14 protein-coding genes and 1 other RNA gene are annotated in these 14,847 nt (G+C 60.7%); 9 read left to right on the top strand and 6 right to left on the bottom strand.

The features are described 5' to 3' along the window. The first annotated feature begins 222 nt into the window (after positions 1-222). Both ACQZ6J_RS01625 and ACQZ6J_RS01620 read left to right on the top strand, forming a co-directional pair. Positions 223-1,230, top strand: coding sequence for a flagellin N-terminal helical domain-containing protein (locus ACQZ6J_RS01625; protein ID WP_449081473.1), 1,008 nt, complete (start codon positions 223-225; stop codon positions 1,228-1,230). A gap of 189 nt (positions 1,231-1,419) precedes the next feature. Next, on the top strand, positions 1,420-2,088 hold the full coding sequence (locus ACQZ6J_RS01620; RefSeq protein WP_163987670.1) for an OmpA family protein: 669 nt from the start codon (positions 1,420-1,422) through the stop codon (positions 2,086-2,088). A gap of 53 nt (positions 2,089-2,141) precedes the next feature. On the opposite strand, the gene ACQZ6J_RS01615 is transcribed toward ACQZ6J_RS01620, so the two are convergent. Further along, on the bottom strand, positions 2,142-2,549 hold the full coding sequence (locus tag ACQZ6J_RS01615; RefSeq protein ID WP_449081471.1) for a DUF2000 family protein: 408 nt from the start codon (positions 2,547-2,549) through the stop codon (positions 2,142-2,144). 14 nt (positions 2,550-2,563) lie between these two features. Between ACQZ6J_RS01615 and ACQZ6J_RS01610 the strand changes: the two genes are divergently transcribed. From ACQZ6J_RS01610 to ACQZ6J_RS01600, 3 genes are all read left to right on the top strand, one after another. After that, positions 2,564-3,460, top strand: a complete 897-nt coding sequence (locus ACQZ6J_RS01610; protein WP_449081469.1) for an AraC family transcriptional regulator — start codon at positions 2,564-2,566, stop codon at positions 3,458-3,460. Positions 3,461-3,624: 164 nt separating this feature from the next. Next, the gene (locus tag ACQZ6J_RS01605; protein WP_449081467.1) at positions 3,625-5,037 is read left to right on the top strand and encodes an FAD-binding oxidoreductase; all 1,413 of its coding nucleotides are present in this window, start codon (positions 3,625-3,627) and stop codon (positions 5,035-5,037) included. A 249-nt stretch (positions 5,038-5,286) separates the two neighbouring features. Next, positions 5,287-9,024: an AsmA family protein gene (locus ACQZ6J_RS01600; protein ID WP_449081465.1), complete on the top strand. Its 3,738-nt coding sequence runs from the start codon at positions 5,287-5,289 to the stop codon at positions 9,022-9,024. An 81-nt stretch (positions 9,025-9,105) separates the two neighbouring features. Here ACQZ6J_RS01600 and ACQZ6J_RS01595 read toward each other — a convergent pair whose 3' ends face one another. From ACQZ6J_RS01595 to ssrA, 4 genes are all read right to left on the bottom strand, one after another. Beyond that, positions 9,106-9,318 carry a ribbon-helix-helix domain-containing protein gene (locus ACQZ6J_RS01595; protein ID WP_163987665.1) on the bottom strand — a complete coding sequence of 71 codons (213 nt, stop codon included), beginning with the start codon at positions 9,316-9,318 and terminating at the stop codon, positions 9,106-9,108. Positions 9,319-9,422: 104 nt separating this feature from the next. Beyond that, on the bottom strand, positions 9,423-9,617 hold the full coding sequence (locus tag ACQZ6J_RS01590; protein ID WP_449081462.1) for a DUF4169 family protein: 195 nt from the start codon (positions 9,615-9,617) through the stop codon (positions 9,423-9,425). A gap of 54 nt (positions 9,618-9,671) precedes the next feature. Beyond that, positions 9,672-10,181, bottom strand: coding sequence for an SspB family protein (locus ACQZ6J_RS01585; protein WP_449082730.1), 510 nt, complete (start codon positions 10,179-10,181; stop codon positions 9,672-9,674). 118 nt (positions 10,182-10,299) lie between these two features. Then, positions 10,300-10,669: a transfer-messenger RNA gene (gene ssrA, locus ACQZ6J_RS01580) on the bottom strand. 200 nt (positions 10,670-10,869) lie between these two features. Between ssrA and ACQZ6J_RS01575 the strand changes: the two genes are divergently transcribed. Then, positions 10,870-11,793: a thymidylate synthase gene (locus tag ACQZ6J_RS01575; protein ID WP_449081460.1), complete on the top strand. Its 924-nt coding sequence runs from the start codon at positions 10,870-10,872 to the stop codon at positions 11,791-11,793. Here the strand turns inward: ACQZ6J_RS01575 and ACQZ6J_RS01570 are convergent. Continuing rightward, positions 11,790-12,317: an N-acetyltransferase family protein gene (locus tag ACQZ6J_RS01570; protein WP_449081458.1), complete on the bottom strand. Its 528-nt coding sequence runs from the start codon at positions 12,315-12,317 to the stop codon at positions 11,790-11,792. The genes ACQZ6J_RS01575 and ACQZ6J_RS01570 overlap by 4 nt on opposite strands. A 299-nt stretch (positions 12,318-12,616) precedes the next feature. Between ACQZ6J_RS01570 and ACQZ6J_RS01565 the strand changes: the two genes are divergently transcribed. From ACQZ6J_RS01565 to ACQZ6J_RS01555, 3 genes are all read left to right on the top strand, one after another. Next, positions 12,617-13,183 carry a helix-turn-helix domain-containing protein gene (locus ACQZ6J_RS01565; protein WP_449081456.1) on the top strand — a complete coding sequence of 189 codons (567 nt, stop codon included), beginning with the start codon at positions 12,617-12,619 and terminating at the stop codon, positions 13,181-13,183. A gap of 102 nt (positions 13,184-13,285) precedes the next feature. Then, complete coding sequence (locus ACQZ6J_RS01560; protein WP_449081454.1) at positions 13,286-14,122, top strand: DUF1932 domain-containing protein; 837 nt, start codon at positions 13,286-13,288, stop codon at positions 14,120-14,122. A gap of 110 nt (positions 14,123-14,232) precedes the next feature. Then, the gene (locus ACQZ6J_RS01555; RefSeq protein WP_163987659.1) at positions 14,233-14,751 is read left to right on the top strand and encodes a dihydrofolate reductase; all 519 of its coding nucleotides are present in this window, start codon (positions 14,233-14,235) and stop codon (positions 14,749-14,751) included. Positions 14,752-14,847: the final 96 nt, after the last annotated feature.

The following is a 14,847-nucleotide window of genomic DNA, read 5'->3' as shown; positions in this document are numbered from 1 at the left end:
CGCATTTAATGCGCTTATTTATGGTAAATCATGCGTATCGCTTAGCGCTTTTTTAAGCATGTTTGCTAATCATAGCGGCATGTAACCGATGGAGCGCAGGCGTTGTTTTTGCCTGTCTCCCTGTTTGCCGACACGGTCGGCCCGCGCGCATGAGCGCCCGCGGCAAGGTTTCAATGTCTTCTTGTATTTGTTGCGTATTGTTGCGTCCGGAGTTCGTGTGCCGTGAGTATTTTTTCGACCTTCATCAGGGTCAGTCCCTCTGTGAATACAGCACTGGAAGTGCTGAAGGACACCCAGACCAAACTGACCAACGCGGAACGGCAGATGTCGTCGGGTCTGCGGGTGCAGACGGTCAAGGACAATGCCACTTACTGGAAAATCTCGACTTTGACGCATACCGACATCGGCGCGATTTCGTCGGTGCAGGATGCGCTCGGTCTTGCCGCCTCGACGGTCAGTACGGCCTCCACGGGCGTCAGCAGCGCGATCGACGTCGTGACGGAAATCAGGACGAAGCTCGTCAGCGCTTATGAGACAAGTATCGACAAGTCCAAGCTCAACGACGAGATTACCCAGCTCAAGCAGCAGCTGCGCAGTATCGGGGAGTCGGCGACCTTCAATGGCGTCAACTGGACCGTGTTGCAGGACGGCGCGGACCCGACCGCTCCGCACGAGGTTCCGGGCTCCCTCATTCGCGGTTCCAATGGCACCGTCAGTATCGGCATGCTGAACTACGCAGGTGTGAGCTCGACGACCGGCCCCATCATGTCAAGCGACGCGCGTTATCTGATCGACGATCAGTCTAGCGGCACGGGTGGATATGGGGTGCTGACCTCAACCGCCTTTGCGACCGAGGCCGGTTCCGCGAAGAACTATGTGTTGATCGGCACCAAGAACGGGGACACCAGCGGACAGGTGGAAATCTCGCTCGATGCGAATACGACCCAAGGCGCCATCGTCGACATGGTCAATACCGTGACGGGGATGCTGAACCAGCTCAAGACGATCGGATCGGCCTTCGGCTCTCTCGAATCGCGCATCAACCTTCAGACCGAATTCGCCAAGAATCTCAGCGATTCGCTGACCAGCGGCGTCGGCAAGCTGGTGGATGCCGATATGGAGCAGCAATCGAGCAAGGTTCTGGCGCTGCAGGCCCAGCAGCAGCTCGGACTGCAATCGCTCTCGATCGCCAATGCGAGCTACAACACGGTGCTGCAGCTCTTCAAGTGATCGCGGATGGGGGTATCGCGGAGCCGCGTTGACGGGCGGCTCCATGCATCCGGCTGACACGTTCGCGGGCTGAAAGCTTTGCTGCGGCTCTATGCACAGGGGACAAAGGCCTCGATAAGATTTCTCTTCTTGATATTGCCGCAATGCTTCATATCTGCTGCGGCCATCGAACCGGAGAGCGACGATTCTATGATCAAGAAAATTGCCATGCTTGCCCTAGCGGCAGCCTTTTTGAACGCATGCACGACCACCGATCCCTATACGGGGGAGCAGAAAGTCTCCAACACGGCCGGCGGTGCAGCGATCGGCGCCGGCGTGGGTGCGGTTGCCGGCCTTCTCATCGGCCACTCGCCGGCCTCGCGCCGCAATGCCGCGCTGATCGGCGCCGGCGTTGGCGCACTCGCGGGTGCCGGTATCGGCAACTACATGGACCAGCAGGAGTCCGAACTGCGCGCGCAGCTGCAGGGCACCGGCGTTTCGGTGACCCGCGTCGGCGACCGTATCATTCTGAACATGCCGTCGGCGATTACCTTCGATATCGACCAGGATGCGATCAAGCCGGAATTCTTCGCGACCCTCAATTCCGTCGCCATCGTTCTGCGCAAGTTCAACCGCACGCTGATCGACGTCAACGGCCATACGGATTCGACGGGCAGCCTGCAGCATAACCAGGATCTGTCGGAACGCCGCGCCGGCTCGGTCGCGTCCTATCTCGGCAGCCAGGGTATCGATCAGCGCCGCATGTCGGCTATCGGCTTCGGCCCGTCGCAGCCGGTCGCATCGAATGCGACCGAAGCCGGCCGCGCCCAGAACCGCCGCGTCGAGATCCAGATCGCGCCGATCACGCAGAACGGCTAGGCTTTTTCAACAGAGGCGGCCGGATCCAACGATCCGGCCGCTTTCCAGTCCGATCATCGATGCATGCTCGCGCCCTTGGTGATCTTGTCGACGATTTTCTTGTCCGCGCGCAACGCGATGCCGACGACCTTGGCGTCTTCGGGCGCAAATTCGGAAAAGACGGCGCGATTGGCTACGTCATGGCCGGTTGAAAACATTTCCTCGATGAAGACGGAAGAGATGACGCCGCGCTCCAGCGAGCGGCGGTGAATGGCGGCGATATCGTCCGGATCGGCCGCAAGGACGATTACCGGCTGGACCGACAAAGCGTTGTAGACGTTGCCGGCCCGATCGCGATAGGGTTCGCCGATGATTTCCGGATGTTGTCCGGCAATGCCTGTCGACAGGAACGCGGTTACATTCAGCTTCTGCCAGGACTGAAGGTCGCTTCGCAGAACGATTGCGATTTTGGTATCGAACATCGGTGGTCACTTTCATGCAGTCTGGGAATGGGACGTTGCGCGAGGATGTAGCCGGACAGATCGCCACGGGTCTTGAACGTTTGTGCGTGACGCACGAAGCCAACCGCATCCTGTCCGCGCCGGCCTATCCGGGCATCGAGCGCATCCAGGCGCAGTTTCGGGGCGATGCGTTCGATCTGCATCGGCACGATACCTATGCGCTCGGCGTTACCCTGCGTGGCGTGCAGACATTTCGCTACCGCGGCGAGCAGCGCTATAGCATGCCGGGGCGGGTGATTATCCTTCATCCGGACGAGTTGCATGATGGCGGGGCCGCGACCGAGGACGGGCTTGTCTATCGCATGCTGTATCTGGAACCTTCGATGCTGTTCCAGTGCCTGGAGGCGGCACGCATCGGCCTGCCATTCGTCGACGATCCGGTCGTGGAGGATGATCGTCTCGCAGGCTTGTTGCTGGCGGCGCTGGGGGAACTCGATCGCGAGCTGGATGAACTCTTCGTCGACGATTTCGTTTCGCGTCTGGCCGATGGCCTCGTGCAGCACGCCCGCCTACCGCAGAGGCCCCTGGGCAGCATCGCCTGGGGTCAGGTGAAAACCGCCCGCGATTATCTCGAGGCGCATGTCATGCGCGGCGTGCGGTCTCAGGAGCTGGAACGGATCACCGGCCTTGACCGCTTTGCACTTGCCCGGCATTTCCGCGCTGCCTTTGCCACCAGTCCGCATCGTTTCTTGCTGATGCGCAGGTTGCAGCAGGCAAAGACGCTGATCGGCGAGGGCGAGTCGATCGCCGAAGTCGCGGCCGCAACCGGATTTGCCGATCAGAGCCATTTGACGCGACATTTCAAGAAAGCTTTCGGTATTCCGCCGGGCGCATGGGGCAGCATGGTGCGCGGCGCGCAAGCGCACGGCTGACCGCTCGACGACGGGTAGCAGGCCCGCTTGAACCTATCGCGTGCGTCGTGGTCGGGACCGCGCCAGGTGCGGCCTTTTCTTGACTGGACAGCGCCGCGCCGATGTCCCATAGAACCGATTAAAAGGTTAACGCCTTTTGGTGATCGCGATGGGAGATTCGGACTATGGTTCTGGCTGATGCGAAGGCGGGAACACGCAACGAGGCGGGGATATCTGCCGTTCTCGGCGTTCTGAAACAGGCTTTCGGAGAACGTTTCCAGACTGGCGAGAGTTTTCGCGCCCAGCACGCGCATACGACGACCTATATTCCCTCGCAGCTACCGGACGGTGTGGTTTTTGCCGAAACGCGCGAAGACGTGCAGGCCGTCGTCAAGGCGTGCGCCGAACACAGGGTTCCCGTCATTCCCTTCGGCACGGGTTCGTCGCTGGAGGGGCAGGTGAATGCACCGCAAGGCGGTATTTCCATCGATTTCAGCCGCATGAACCGTATTCTCGAAGTCAATGCCGAGGATCTGGATTGCACGGTCGAGCCTGGCGTCACGCGCGAACAGCTCAACACCTATCTCCGCGATACCGGATTGTTCTTTCCGATCGATCCGGGCGCCAATGCCTCGATCGGCGGCATGGCGTCGACGCGCGCTTCGGGAACGAATGCCGTGCGTTACGGTACGATGAAGGACAACGTGCTCTCCGTGACCGCCGTCACCGCCAATGGCGAGGAAATCCGCACCGCCCGCCGCGCCAGGAAATCCTCGGCCGGCTACGATCTGACGCGGCTTTTCGTCGGCGCCGAAGGCACGCTTGGCGTTTTGACCTCGATCACGCTCCGCCTGCAGGGCATTCCCCAGAAGATCGCCGGCGGTGCCTGCGCCTTTCCGGATGTCAAGTCGGCGTGCGATGCCGTCATCATGACGATCCAGATGGGGGTGCCCGTTGCGCGCATCGAGTTGCTGGATGCCATGCAGATGCGGGCCTGCAACCGCTACTCCGGCCTCACATACGACGAGAAGCCCACGCTTTTCCTCGAATTTCACGGCACGGACGAAACCGTTGCGCTGCAATCGGCACAATTTGCCGAGATTGCTGCGGAATGCGGTGGCGGCGAGTTTCTGTGGACCAGCAACGCGGAAGAGCGCAACAAGCTCTGGAAGGCCCGCCACGACGCCTATTGGGCCTGCCGCGCGCTGGCGCCTGAACTGAACGCCCTGTCGACGGATGTGTGCGTGCCGATCTCGCGCTTGGCCGAATGCGTCGCGGAAACCCAGGCCGATATCGAGGCGCATGGCCTGCTGGCGCCGATCGTCGGCCATGCCGGCGACGGCAATTTTCATGTGCTGGTGCTGTTCGACGACAAGACCGCCGAAGGGATCGCCGTCGTCGAGAATTTCGTTGCGCGCCTCAATGCGCGCGCGCTGGCGATGGACGGCACCTGCACGGGCGAACACGGGATAGGGCAGGGCAAGATGGCGTTTCTCGAGCAGGAGCTCGGCGATGCCGTCGATTTGATGCGCCAGATCAAGGATGCGCTTGATCCGGATGCTATCTTCAATCCCGGAAAGATATTCCGTGGGCACTGAAAGATGGAATATTTTCATGATCTTGGCTTGCTACGCACGCGAATGACGCTAGGCTGCAGCCGCTCTTTTCCGGTTTTTGTCATGAAAAGCCGCATGTGTGCCTTAGATGGGTGGCAAGCCTCTGAAAAAGAGCTGCTGTCGCGGGCAGGGATCGGGTAGAACTGTGCATATTCCAGGCTATGTCGTGTATGTGCCTGGATAAACGGCAGCTTGGCATGTGTTGGGAATGAAGATTGGAGACGGTGCGCGTTGTTAGGTAAGGTCCTGGTTTTTCTGGGTGGATTGCTCGTGGTGGTGCTCTTCGTGGCGCTGCTCGCTCCGCTCTTCATAGACTGGACCGATTTTCGCAAGAATTTCGAGGATCAGGCGAGCCGCATCATCGGCAAGAAGGTGACCGTCCACGGCACCGTCGATGCCCGTCTTCTGCCGTTCCCGTCCGTGACGCTGCACGATGTCCGTGTCGGCCAGGAGGCGGATGGTACGCCGCTGGTGCAGATTGCCGAATTCTCCATGGATGCCGAACTTGCGCCTTTTCTTTCCGGCGAAGCGCTGATCTTCGACATGCGCGTGTCCAAGCCCCAGGTCCGCCTGCGTCTGCTGAAAGACGGTACGCTGGACTGGATGCGCGGCAGCCAACCTGAGATTCCCGCCAAGTCGGTGGTGCTCGAAAGCGTTCATGTCGAAGACGGCGATGTCCTCTTTATCGACGAGCAGACAGGCCGGACCCGGCATGTCACCGGCCTGAACGCACAGATGTCGGCAAGGTCGCTTGCCGGTCCCTGGCGCATCGAGGGCGATGCGGCGCTCGACAGCGAGCACGGCAATTTCACGATTTCCAGCAGTCAGCCCGACGACAACGGCGTCTTGCGCGTCCGCACCCGGCTGATGCCGGACCGCCATCCTCTCAATGTCGATCTCGACGGCGAATTGAAGCTCGTCAACAGCAAGCCCGATTACATGGGCTCCTTCACGGCCGGCGTCAGCGACAAGCAAGTCCACGATGTTGCCGATCAAAAGGCGCAGCCACGTATCAAGGGCCGCTTCGAGTTGACGAATGATCGCATTCGCGTGCCGGAATACCGGCTCGAAGTCGGTGCCGATGACGATCCCTATGTGGTAACCGGCGAGGCGACGCTGGATACGGGCTCAAAACCGGAGTTTCTGTTGACTGCCGATGGCCAGCAGATCGATGTCAATCGGCTCGGCAACAACAAGGGCGCCAACGGCAAGACGAACCGTAACCCGACAATCTCCGCCCGCCAGCGCCTGAACAGCCTGATCGCGATCGCCGCCGAAATCCCGGTGCCGCAGGTTCCCGGCAAGGCGACGTTCCGGCTGCCGGCGATCGTCGCCGGTGACACGACCATCCGTGACGTGCGGCTCGATCTCGAGCCGGCGGGGACGGGATGGAAGATCGACCATGCCGTCGGCACGCTGCCGGGGCGCACGCAGGTCGAGGCGCGCGGCAATCTGATGCTGCAGGGCGAGCCGAACTTCATCGGCAATCTGGTCGTCGCATCCAACCAACCCTCTGGATTGGCTTCCTGGCTTGTCGGGTCCGTGGATCCGGCGATCCGCCAGCTGCGGCAGGCCGGTTTTTCCGCCGATGTCAGCCTGCGGCATGAGGAGCAACGCTTCGAGAATCTGGAAATCGCAATCGGTTCGGCCACGCTCAAGGGCCGGCTCGATCGTCAGGGCGCCGCGGACAAGAACCCGCCGAAGCTTGCCGTCGATCTGACCGGAGACGCCCTCGATCTTGACGCGCTGCGGGCACTGACGGGGCTCTTTACGGGCCAGGACAACGGCGAGGCCCTGTTCGATCACCGGATTACTGCGCATCTGCAGGCCGGCAAGTTCATGGCCTTCGGCGTGCCGGCCGACAATGTCGATACATCGTTTTCGGTAGCCGGCGGCGCGCTGACCCTCGACAAGCTTTCGGTAGGCAACGTCGCCGGTGCTGAAATCACCGCGACGGGTCGTGCTGACGGTTCGCCTTCCGACTATAAGGGGTCGGGAGAGATTACCTTCAAGGCCGCTGATCCCGGACCGTTCTTCGAGATGCTGCGCCAGCATCTGCCGCATCATCCCGTCATGGACCGCCTGGTGCGCAACGCCGCCTGGTACGGAAATACGGCCCTTCGCGGCGCGGTGACGCTCGGCGGCGATCAGGACAATGCGTTGACGGTAACGCTGGCAGGCGTCTCCAACGGCAGCCGTGTCAATTTCGACTATCGCATGTCCGATCTCTCGGCTTTCGCGGGCAAGGGCACGACGACCCTCGAAGGCACGCTGGAAAATTCGGTCACGTCGATCCTGTTCGGCCAGGCTGGCCTCGATCCCTTGCCGGTCGAGGCGGACGCCAATGGCCGTTTGACGTTGAAGGTATCCGCCAGCGGCACCGATCCGGCGGATGCGGCGCTGACCTTTGCGACGGATAAGACATCGTTCACCGCGAACGGCAAGGTCGACGTGCGACCGGATACTTTCCTCAACGGCAACATGGCGCTATCGCTCGAAAGCGCCGATATCGATCCCTATTTCGTCATGAACGGTATCGGCGTCCCGCAGATGGGGGCCGGCCTGCCGGTGAAATTCCAGGCCAATGCCGCGCTGAACCCGGACAAGATCGTGTTTTCCGACATGAAGGGAGTGTTTGCCGACAATAACATGTCCGGCACGCTGACCTTCGATCGAAAGGCGCCGAACCTCAAGGCAACGGGCGAGCTGACGCTCGACAAGGCGGATCTCGATTGGCTGGCGGAAGCGATCTACGGGCCGATGACAGACCCGAAAACAGGCGCCCTTAACCAGGAAAAGCTCGGATTGCCTGCTTTCACCGGCATGGATATCGGCGTCAAGCTTTCTGCAAAGCAGGTATGGCCCGGCATATTCGGCCCCATTTCGAACTTCACCGCCAATGCGGCCTACAAGGGCGAGGAACTGCGGCTGAACGATCTGACCGGCGGCTGGAACGGCGGTACGCTGAACGGCAGCGTGATGCTCGCCAATTCGGATGGCACGGGCCTGCTGCAGACGAAGCTCAATCTCGCCAATGGCGATCTTGCCGCCGTTGCCTGGCAGCGTGACGGAGCGCCGCTTGCGAGCGGCCGCTTCGGTCTCGCGATGAATGCCGAAGCGAGCGGCAAGAGCATCGCCGAGCTTGCCGCCAATGCGAGCGGCTCGGGCGAGCTTCAGCTTGGCGAGACGCATGTGCGCGGACTTAATCTCTCCATTCTGCCGCCGTTATTGTCGGCAACGGACCAGATCCAGGGCGACATTACCGCCGCCAACGTGCTGCCGATCGTGCAGACTTTGCTCAACAACGGCGAAGCGGTCCTTCCGGCGACGGCCATCCCCTTCAACATTTCGGCGGGCGTCGCCCGGGCGACGAATATCGCAGCCGGCAACGGTGTGGCGAAGCTCTCGGGCAATGCCGAAATCAGCCTGCCGGATGAGCGCCTGCGCGGATCCCTCGGTATCGATTTCAATGCCGGCGCGGAAGCGCAGAGCGGTGCAGAGCCGGCCTTGCGCCTCGATTTCGGCGGGCCGCTGGCGACACCGGGCCGTACGATGGACGTGACCGACGTAACCAGCTTCCTGTCGGTTCGCGCATTCGAGCGGGAACGCCGCCGTGTCGAGCGCTTGCAGGCCAATGTGCTTGAAAAGCAGCGGCTCAGGCGGGAGGTGGCACTCTACAAGTATGTAGCAGGCGTTCGCGAGGCCCAGCGCCAGCGGGATGCCGCCATCGAGCAGCAGCGTCGCGCCGAAGAGCAGCGCCTGCGCGATCTGGCACGGCAGGCAGCTGCGCAGAAGCAGGCGGAAGAAGAGGCGCGAGCCAAACAGGCAGCGGAAGAGGCGGCAAAGGCCAAGGCGGCTGCGGAGGCCCGAGCCAAGGCCGAAGCCCAGCGCGCGCCTTCGCCCAACAGTCCTGTTCCACAAACGGCAGCGCCGTTGAACTTCAATGAATTGCCGGGAGTTGCCCAGTAATAGACCGGGCACTTGCGAGCCGATCCTTGCCGGGTCGGTCGGACGCGCCTGCAAGACTGCGGTGCGCCTTCCTGCAATCGCTTAATTGCGATCCTTCAGCCATCTGAGGACATAGAGGCGCAGCGCGGAGGAGAGATTGCTGCCGGCCTCGCGGCCGTCGTCGATCTCGGAGATCAGCGCTGCAAGCGATGTGCCGCGCGCATTGGCGATAGCCTTCAGTTCTGTCCAGAAGGCATCCTCAAGGGAAAAGCTCGTGCGATGGCCATGCAGCGTCGCGGAATGTTTGCGGATCATCGGCGGATCGATCAAAAATCGTAAATGGAGGGATATTTGTAAAACTGATTCAAAATGCAGGAGTAAGCAACTGATTTCGGAAGATTTTTATGTCGGGCAAGTAACTAGTCGTCGGTCTCCGGGGTTTCGATCCGGCCTGCTTCATGGTTTTTTGCAGTCTTCTCGTTGAGTGCTTTCGTCAAGTTCTTTTCCGTCTTGGTCCGCCCGAAGCTGATGCGATTCTGCTCAGCCTGTTTTTCCTTGTCCGAGCGGGCCTGCTTCTTGCGAAACTGCCGCAGATTGACGATTTCGGCGCTCATCGATCTCCCCGTGGCTGATATGCGAAGGGGAAGCGAATGCTCCCCCCATCATGCCTACTGCTTCTTGCGGAATGCGTCGAGAGAGACGACAGATCCCGGCTTCTTTTCCTCGCCTTCCTTGGCGGCTGCCACCGGCGCTTCTTCGCCCTCGGCCGGCACTGGATAGGCGGTGATTTCGCTGGAGGAGACTTCGTCCTCGTCGGCCAGCGGCACGTCGAATTCCAGCTCGAAGTTGACGGAAGGGTCGTAGAAACCACGGATGGCGTTGAAGGGGATTACCAGCTTTTCCGGAACGTCGGAGAAAGACAGGCCGATCTCGAACTGGCTCTCGGTAATTTTCAGATCCCAGAACTGATGCTGGATGACGATGGTCATCTGCTCCGGATACTTCGCCTTGAGGTGCTGCGAAATGCGCACGCCGGGAGCGCCTGTCAGAAAGGTGATGAAGAAATGATGGTCGCCGGGCAGTCGGCCTGCGGCGCCGACCTCGGTCAACACCTTGCGGATCACTCCACGCAGGGCGTCCTGTGCCAAAATGTCGTAGCGGATATGATCCTGCCCCATGCTTTCCTGTCTTTCGTTGGCCATGTTTTTTTAAGGCTTATGCCACGCTGAACGCCGCCGGAAAAGCCCTATGCGCGAGTCATCGCTTGGTCACCTATAATATAGCACTGGAGAAGAAGGTGAAGGCTTCTGTTGCCAGGTGCCTTCGAACCCCGCCTAAGAGTGCGACCCCTTAGGACTTTATTTGAAGTGTCACACCGCGATTAAGCAGCGAGACGAGCTTCCGCATAGTTGTCGTTTGCAACTACAATTTTAGCCCGATAACGGTGGTACAATGCCGAGCAAAAAGTCGATCTTTACACCCTTGTCGATCCTGTTTCGCCCCCATCAAAAGCCGGTCTGCCGCAAGCTTGCCGGCCGGTTTTTGGTGGAGGCGCCGGGTACCGCCCCCGGGTCCAATAGGTTTATTACACCGCTCATTTATCGCCATAGCCGGCCCGAAGACCGGCATGGCTGATATAGTGTTTTCCGCAGGCGAAGGGAAGGGGAATTGTCATAAATGCTTCGCGGAAACATCGGTTTGAGTGCGAGGCTGCGAGATTTGCCTGTATTATGTAGCGGCGCGGTTGGTTTTGTGCCGGCTTGTCACTAAAATCGCCAAACAAGGAATCGGCCGGGCACGCGGCGGCGGGCAGCCGTTGGCGGCAACCGCGCCATCCGGAAACTTCAAGCGATTTCGGAGCGGAAGATGGCTCGTCACCCGGAGTATCAATATCTCGACCTGATGGCGCACCTGCTCGAGCATGGTGACCGCCGGATCGACCGGACCGGCGTCGGCACGCTGAGCGGCCTCGGCGCGATGATGCGCTTCGACCTTTCCAAGGGGCAGATCCCGATCTTCACGACGAAGCGCGTCTACTGGAAGCTCGCCGTCAAGGAAATGCTCTGGTTTCTGACCGGCGATACCAACATCCGCAATCTCCTGAAGGAGAACGTGCGGATCTGGACGGACTGGCCGCTGGCGAAATATCGCAAGGCGACCGGTGAGGATATCGATCAGCTGGCCTTCGAGAAGCGGGTTCTGGAGGATGAGGCTTTCGCGCTTCAATGGGGCGATCTCGGTCCGGTCTACGGCAAGCAGTGGCGGCAATGGCGCGACGCCGAGGGGCGGGTGCATGACCAGGTCGCCTCGGTAATCAGCGATCTCAAGACCAATCCCAGCAGCCGCCGCATGATCTTTCATGCCTGGAATGTCGGTGAGCTGGCCGATATGGCGCTGCATCCGTGCCATATGGTCTATCAGTTTCATGTGTCGAACATATCGGCTGCCGCGGAAGGGAAGCGCCCGCGACTGAGCCTGATGGTCTTCCAACGCTCCTGCGACCTGTTCCTGGGCAATCCCTTCAATATCTGCCAGCAGGCGGCCTTGCTGGCCATGGTTGCGCAGCAGGTCGATATGGATGTCGGCGAGGTGGTTTGGTCCGGCGGCGACGTCCACCTCTATCTCAACCACCTGGATGCGATCCGCGAACAGCTCAGCCGCGAGCCGCGGCCGTTCCCGACCTTACGCCTGCTGCGCCGGCCCGACAGCATCGACGGCTATCGCATAGAGGATTTCGAGGTTCTGGGATACGAGCCGCATGCCGCGATCGCGGCCGAAGTCGCGGTCTAGGCGGTCGGCCTGGAATCGGGCTCCGTGCGCCGATCGAGGAGCAGCTGCAAGAAGGCCAGGTCGAGCCAGCGGCCGAATTTGGTGCCGACCTCCGGAAGAAGGCCCACCTGCTGGAAGCCGAGCTTTTCGTGAAGCCTGATCGAGGCGGCATTGCCAGCCTCGATGCCGGCGACCATGGCATGTTTTCCGATCGCGCGGGCGCGCTCGATCAGCTCGATCATGAGCGCCTTGCCGATGCCGCCTCGGTGTTGGTCGTTGCGGACATAGACGGAATGTTCGACCGTATGGCGATAACCGTCGAAGGCGCGCCAGTCGCCGAACGAGGCGTAGCCGACCACATCGCCGTGATCGCCGACAGCCACCAGCACCGGATAGCCCAGTTTGTGCCGATCCTGCAGCCATCGCCTGCGGTTGTCGATATCGACCTGCGTCTCGTTCCAGATCGCGGCGGTATTGGCGACGGCATCGTTGTAGATCGCGGTTATTCCGGCGAGATCTTCCTCTCTCGCATCGCGAATTTGCATCGGCGGCTCCGTTGACCATCCACTAAACTGGATGGATCTGTCGTTTCTGGTGTCGCCTGTCATACACCGATTTGTATGTCTGTCCACTATATTGTTACATGGGCTTTGGCGAGTCAAAAGCCGGCCTGATGGTTGAGGTCATTCCCATGTTTGCGAAATATCGCGTGATTTCAGCAGAGTATGATTTCTCGATTGGATGGCAAGTTTGCCTTTGTGCCGTCGAGTTTGTCCGCGCGAGTTGCTCAACGAGGTAGTCGGGTCGATTGCCATTCTCATGGGCGTCTACTATAGTAACACGCATGTCTCAACTTGATGATATCGACAGGCGCATCGGCGCCCGCATCCGCATAGAACGCGAGAGCCGAGGCTGGTCGTTGACGGAGCTGGCCGGGCGCTCAGCCGTTTCCCGCGCCATGATCCACAAGATCGAGCGTGGCGAGAGCAGCCCGACGGCGATGCTGCTCGGCAAGCTTTCCGGCGCCTTCAGCTTGAGCATGTCGGCCTTGATGGCGCGCGCGGAGATGCAGCAGGGCCGGTTTCTCAGGAAGGAAGAGCAACCCGTCTGGGTCGATCCGCAGACAGGCTATGAGCGCCGGCACGTCTCCCCGAAATCCGATCTGCCGCTGGATCTCGTCCGCATCGAATTGCCCGCGGGAGCGGAAGTGCCCATGCCCGCATCGGCTTACGCGTTCATGCGGCAGCTCATCTGGGTGCTGGAGGGACGGCTGACCTTTCTCGAAGGCGATGTCAGTCACTTCATGACGGCCGGCGACTGCCTGGAGCTCGGTCCGCCGACGGATTGCGTCTTCAGGAATGAAAGCCAAGAACCGTGCACCTACGCCGTCCTCGTTCTTCGCAACGGATAAGGATGGACGCTAAACTTAGCGTTACTGCACGGCATTCTGCTCGTCCGGTCGAGGGATAGACGATATGCTGCCGACTTCCCCATGCGAAGAAGGAGATTGGCCGTGGAGATCGCAGTCATCGGAGCCGGCGCGATGGGCAGCGCCATCGCCGGACGCCTGGTCGAAAATGGGGCGAGGGTGGTCACCTATCTCGAGGGGCGATCGGCTTCGACCATAGAGCGGGCGAAAGCGGCTGGCATGGAGCCGGTCGGCCTGGATGCCGTGGCCGCATCACGCCTCGTTCTGTCCATCGTGCCGCCCGCCGAGGCCGTTGCCGTGGCCGAGCAGATCGCCGTCGAGCTACGCCGGACAGGTAGACGGACGACGTTCATGGACTGTAACGCGATTTCCCCGAGGACCATGGCCGAGGTTGCGGCGATCTTCGGCAGCGACTGTGGCGTGGTTCTCGACGGCTCCATTATCGGCGGACCGCCGAAACCCGGGCAGAAAGGGCCGAAACTCTACGTCAGCGGCGATGAGGCCAACGATAGCAGCGTGCTGGTGGAGCACGGACTGCGGGTCCGCCGCATCGAGGGGTCGATCGGCGCGGCCTCCGCATTGAAGATGTGCTATGCCGGTATCAACAAGGGCGTAACCGGTCTCGGCACGGCCATGCTGCTGGCCGCGATCCACTCGGGCGCCGATGAGTCCCTGAAACGCGAGCTTCAGGAAAGCGTGCCCGATCTCTATGCGAAGCTGGTCCATGGCATTCCGGACATGTATCCCAAAGCCTATCGCTGGGTTGCGGAGATGGAGGAGATTTCGGATTTCCTCGGCAAGGACGATCCCGCCGCGCTGATATTCAGGGGCATGGCCGGGCTCTATAGGAAGATGGCGAAGGATCGGGAAGATGGAGGGCTTTTGGCCGGCCAGCTCGATGAGCTCAATAGCGGCGCCTAATGCGGCGGTGCTTGGGACGGGACGCCTTTCACCTCCCGTCGTGACCATCATGATGTAAAGTCTTCGCGCCGACTCGCTTCGGCGCCGGTGAGATAGCCTGAGGGAGACGCATGACCCAACCGATCAAAACCATCGTCGTTGCCGTATCGCGCAACGGCATCATCGGGCGCGATGGCGATATGCCCTGGCGGTTGTCATCCGATCTCAAGCGTTTCAAGGCGATGACCCTGGGCAAGCCGGTCATCATGGGGCGCAAGACCTTTCAGTCGATCGGCAAGCCGCTGCCGGGCCGGCCAAATGTCGTCATCAGCCGCGATACCGGTTTCTCTGCCGAGGGGATAGCGGTGGTGCATTCGCTGGCCGAGGCGATCGAGGCTGCGTCCCGCCTTGCCCGGGAGAGCGATGTCGACGAAATCTGCATCATTGGCGGCGGTGAAATCTATCGGCAGGCGATCGGTCTGGCCGACCGGTTGCTGGTGACCCATGTCGAGGCGGATGTGGAGGGCGACACGGCCTTTCCAAAGATCGATCCCGGCATCTGGCAGGCCGACAGCGAGCTGGCCGTGCCGGCTGGAGAGAAGGACACTTATCCGACGCGGTTCGTTAGCTATTCCAAGCGAAAAACATAAAAGCTGCCCCCGAAAAGCAAATATTTTCCAATGAATCCGACGAACTTCCTGAAGTCGCGTTGAAAGCAGGTGCTTCGATACCTATAACGGGAAACA

The organism is Rhizobium sp. A37_96, assembly GCF_053521765.1.
This window is presented reverse-complemented; position numbering and strand designations above follow the sequence as displayed.

Excerpts from the sequence above, each read along its gene's own strand:
- ACQZ6J_RS01570 (WP_449081458.1), bottom strand. The coding sequence starts at position 12,317 with ATGCAAATTCGCGATGCGAGAGAGGAAGATCTCGCCGGAATAACCGCG.
- ACQZ6J_RS01565 (WP_449081456.1), top strand. The coding sequence starts at position 12,617 with ATGTCTCAACTTGATGATATCGACAGGCGCATCGGCGCCCGCATCCGC.
- ACQZ6J_RS01615 (WP_449081471.1), bottom strand. The coding sequence starts at position 2,549 with ATGTTCGATACCAAAATCGCAATCGTTCTGCGAAGCGACCTTCAGTCC.
- ACQZ6J_RS01595 (WP_163987665.1), bottom strand. The coding sequence starts at position 9,318 with ATGATCCGCAAACATTCCGCGACGCTGCATGGCCATCGCACGAGCTTT.
- ACQZ6J_RS01620 (WP_163987670.1), top strand. The coding sequence starts at position 1,420 with ATGATCAAGAAAATTGCCATGCTTGCCCTAGCGGCAGCCTTTTTGAAC.
- ACQZ6J_RS01575 (WP_449081460.1), top strand. The coding sequence starts at position 10,870 with ATGGCTCGTCACCCGGAGTATCAATATCTCGACCTGATGGCGCACCTG.
- ACQZ6J_RS01555 (WP_163987659.1), top strand. The coding sequence starts at position 14,233 with ATGACCCAACCGATCAAAACCATCGTCGTTGCCGTATCGCGCAACGGC.
- ACQZ6J_RS01605 (WP_449081467.1), top strand. The coding sequence starts at position 3,625 with ATGGTTCTGGCTGATGCGAAGGCGGGAACACGCAACGAGGCGGGGATA.
- ACQZ6J_RS01585 (WP_449082730.1), bottom strand. The coding sequence starts at position 10,181 with ATGGGGCAGGATCATATCCGCTACGACATTTTGGCACAGGACGCCCTG.
- ACQZ6J_RS01590 (WP_449081462.1), bottom strand. The coding sequence starts at position 9,617 with ATGAGCGCCGAAATCGTCAATCTGCGGCAGTTTCGCAAGAAGCAGGCC.
- ACQZ6J_RS01610 (WP_449081469.1), top strand. The coding sequence starts at position 2,564 with ATGCAGTCTGGGAATGGGACGTTGCGCGAGGATGTAGCCGGACAGATC.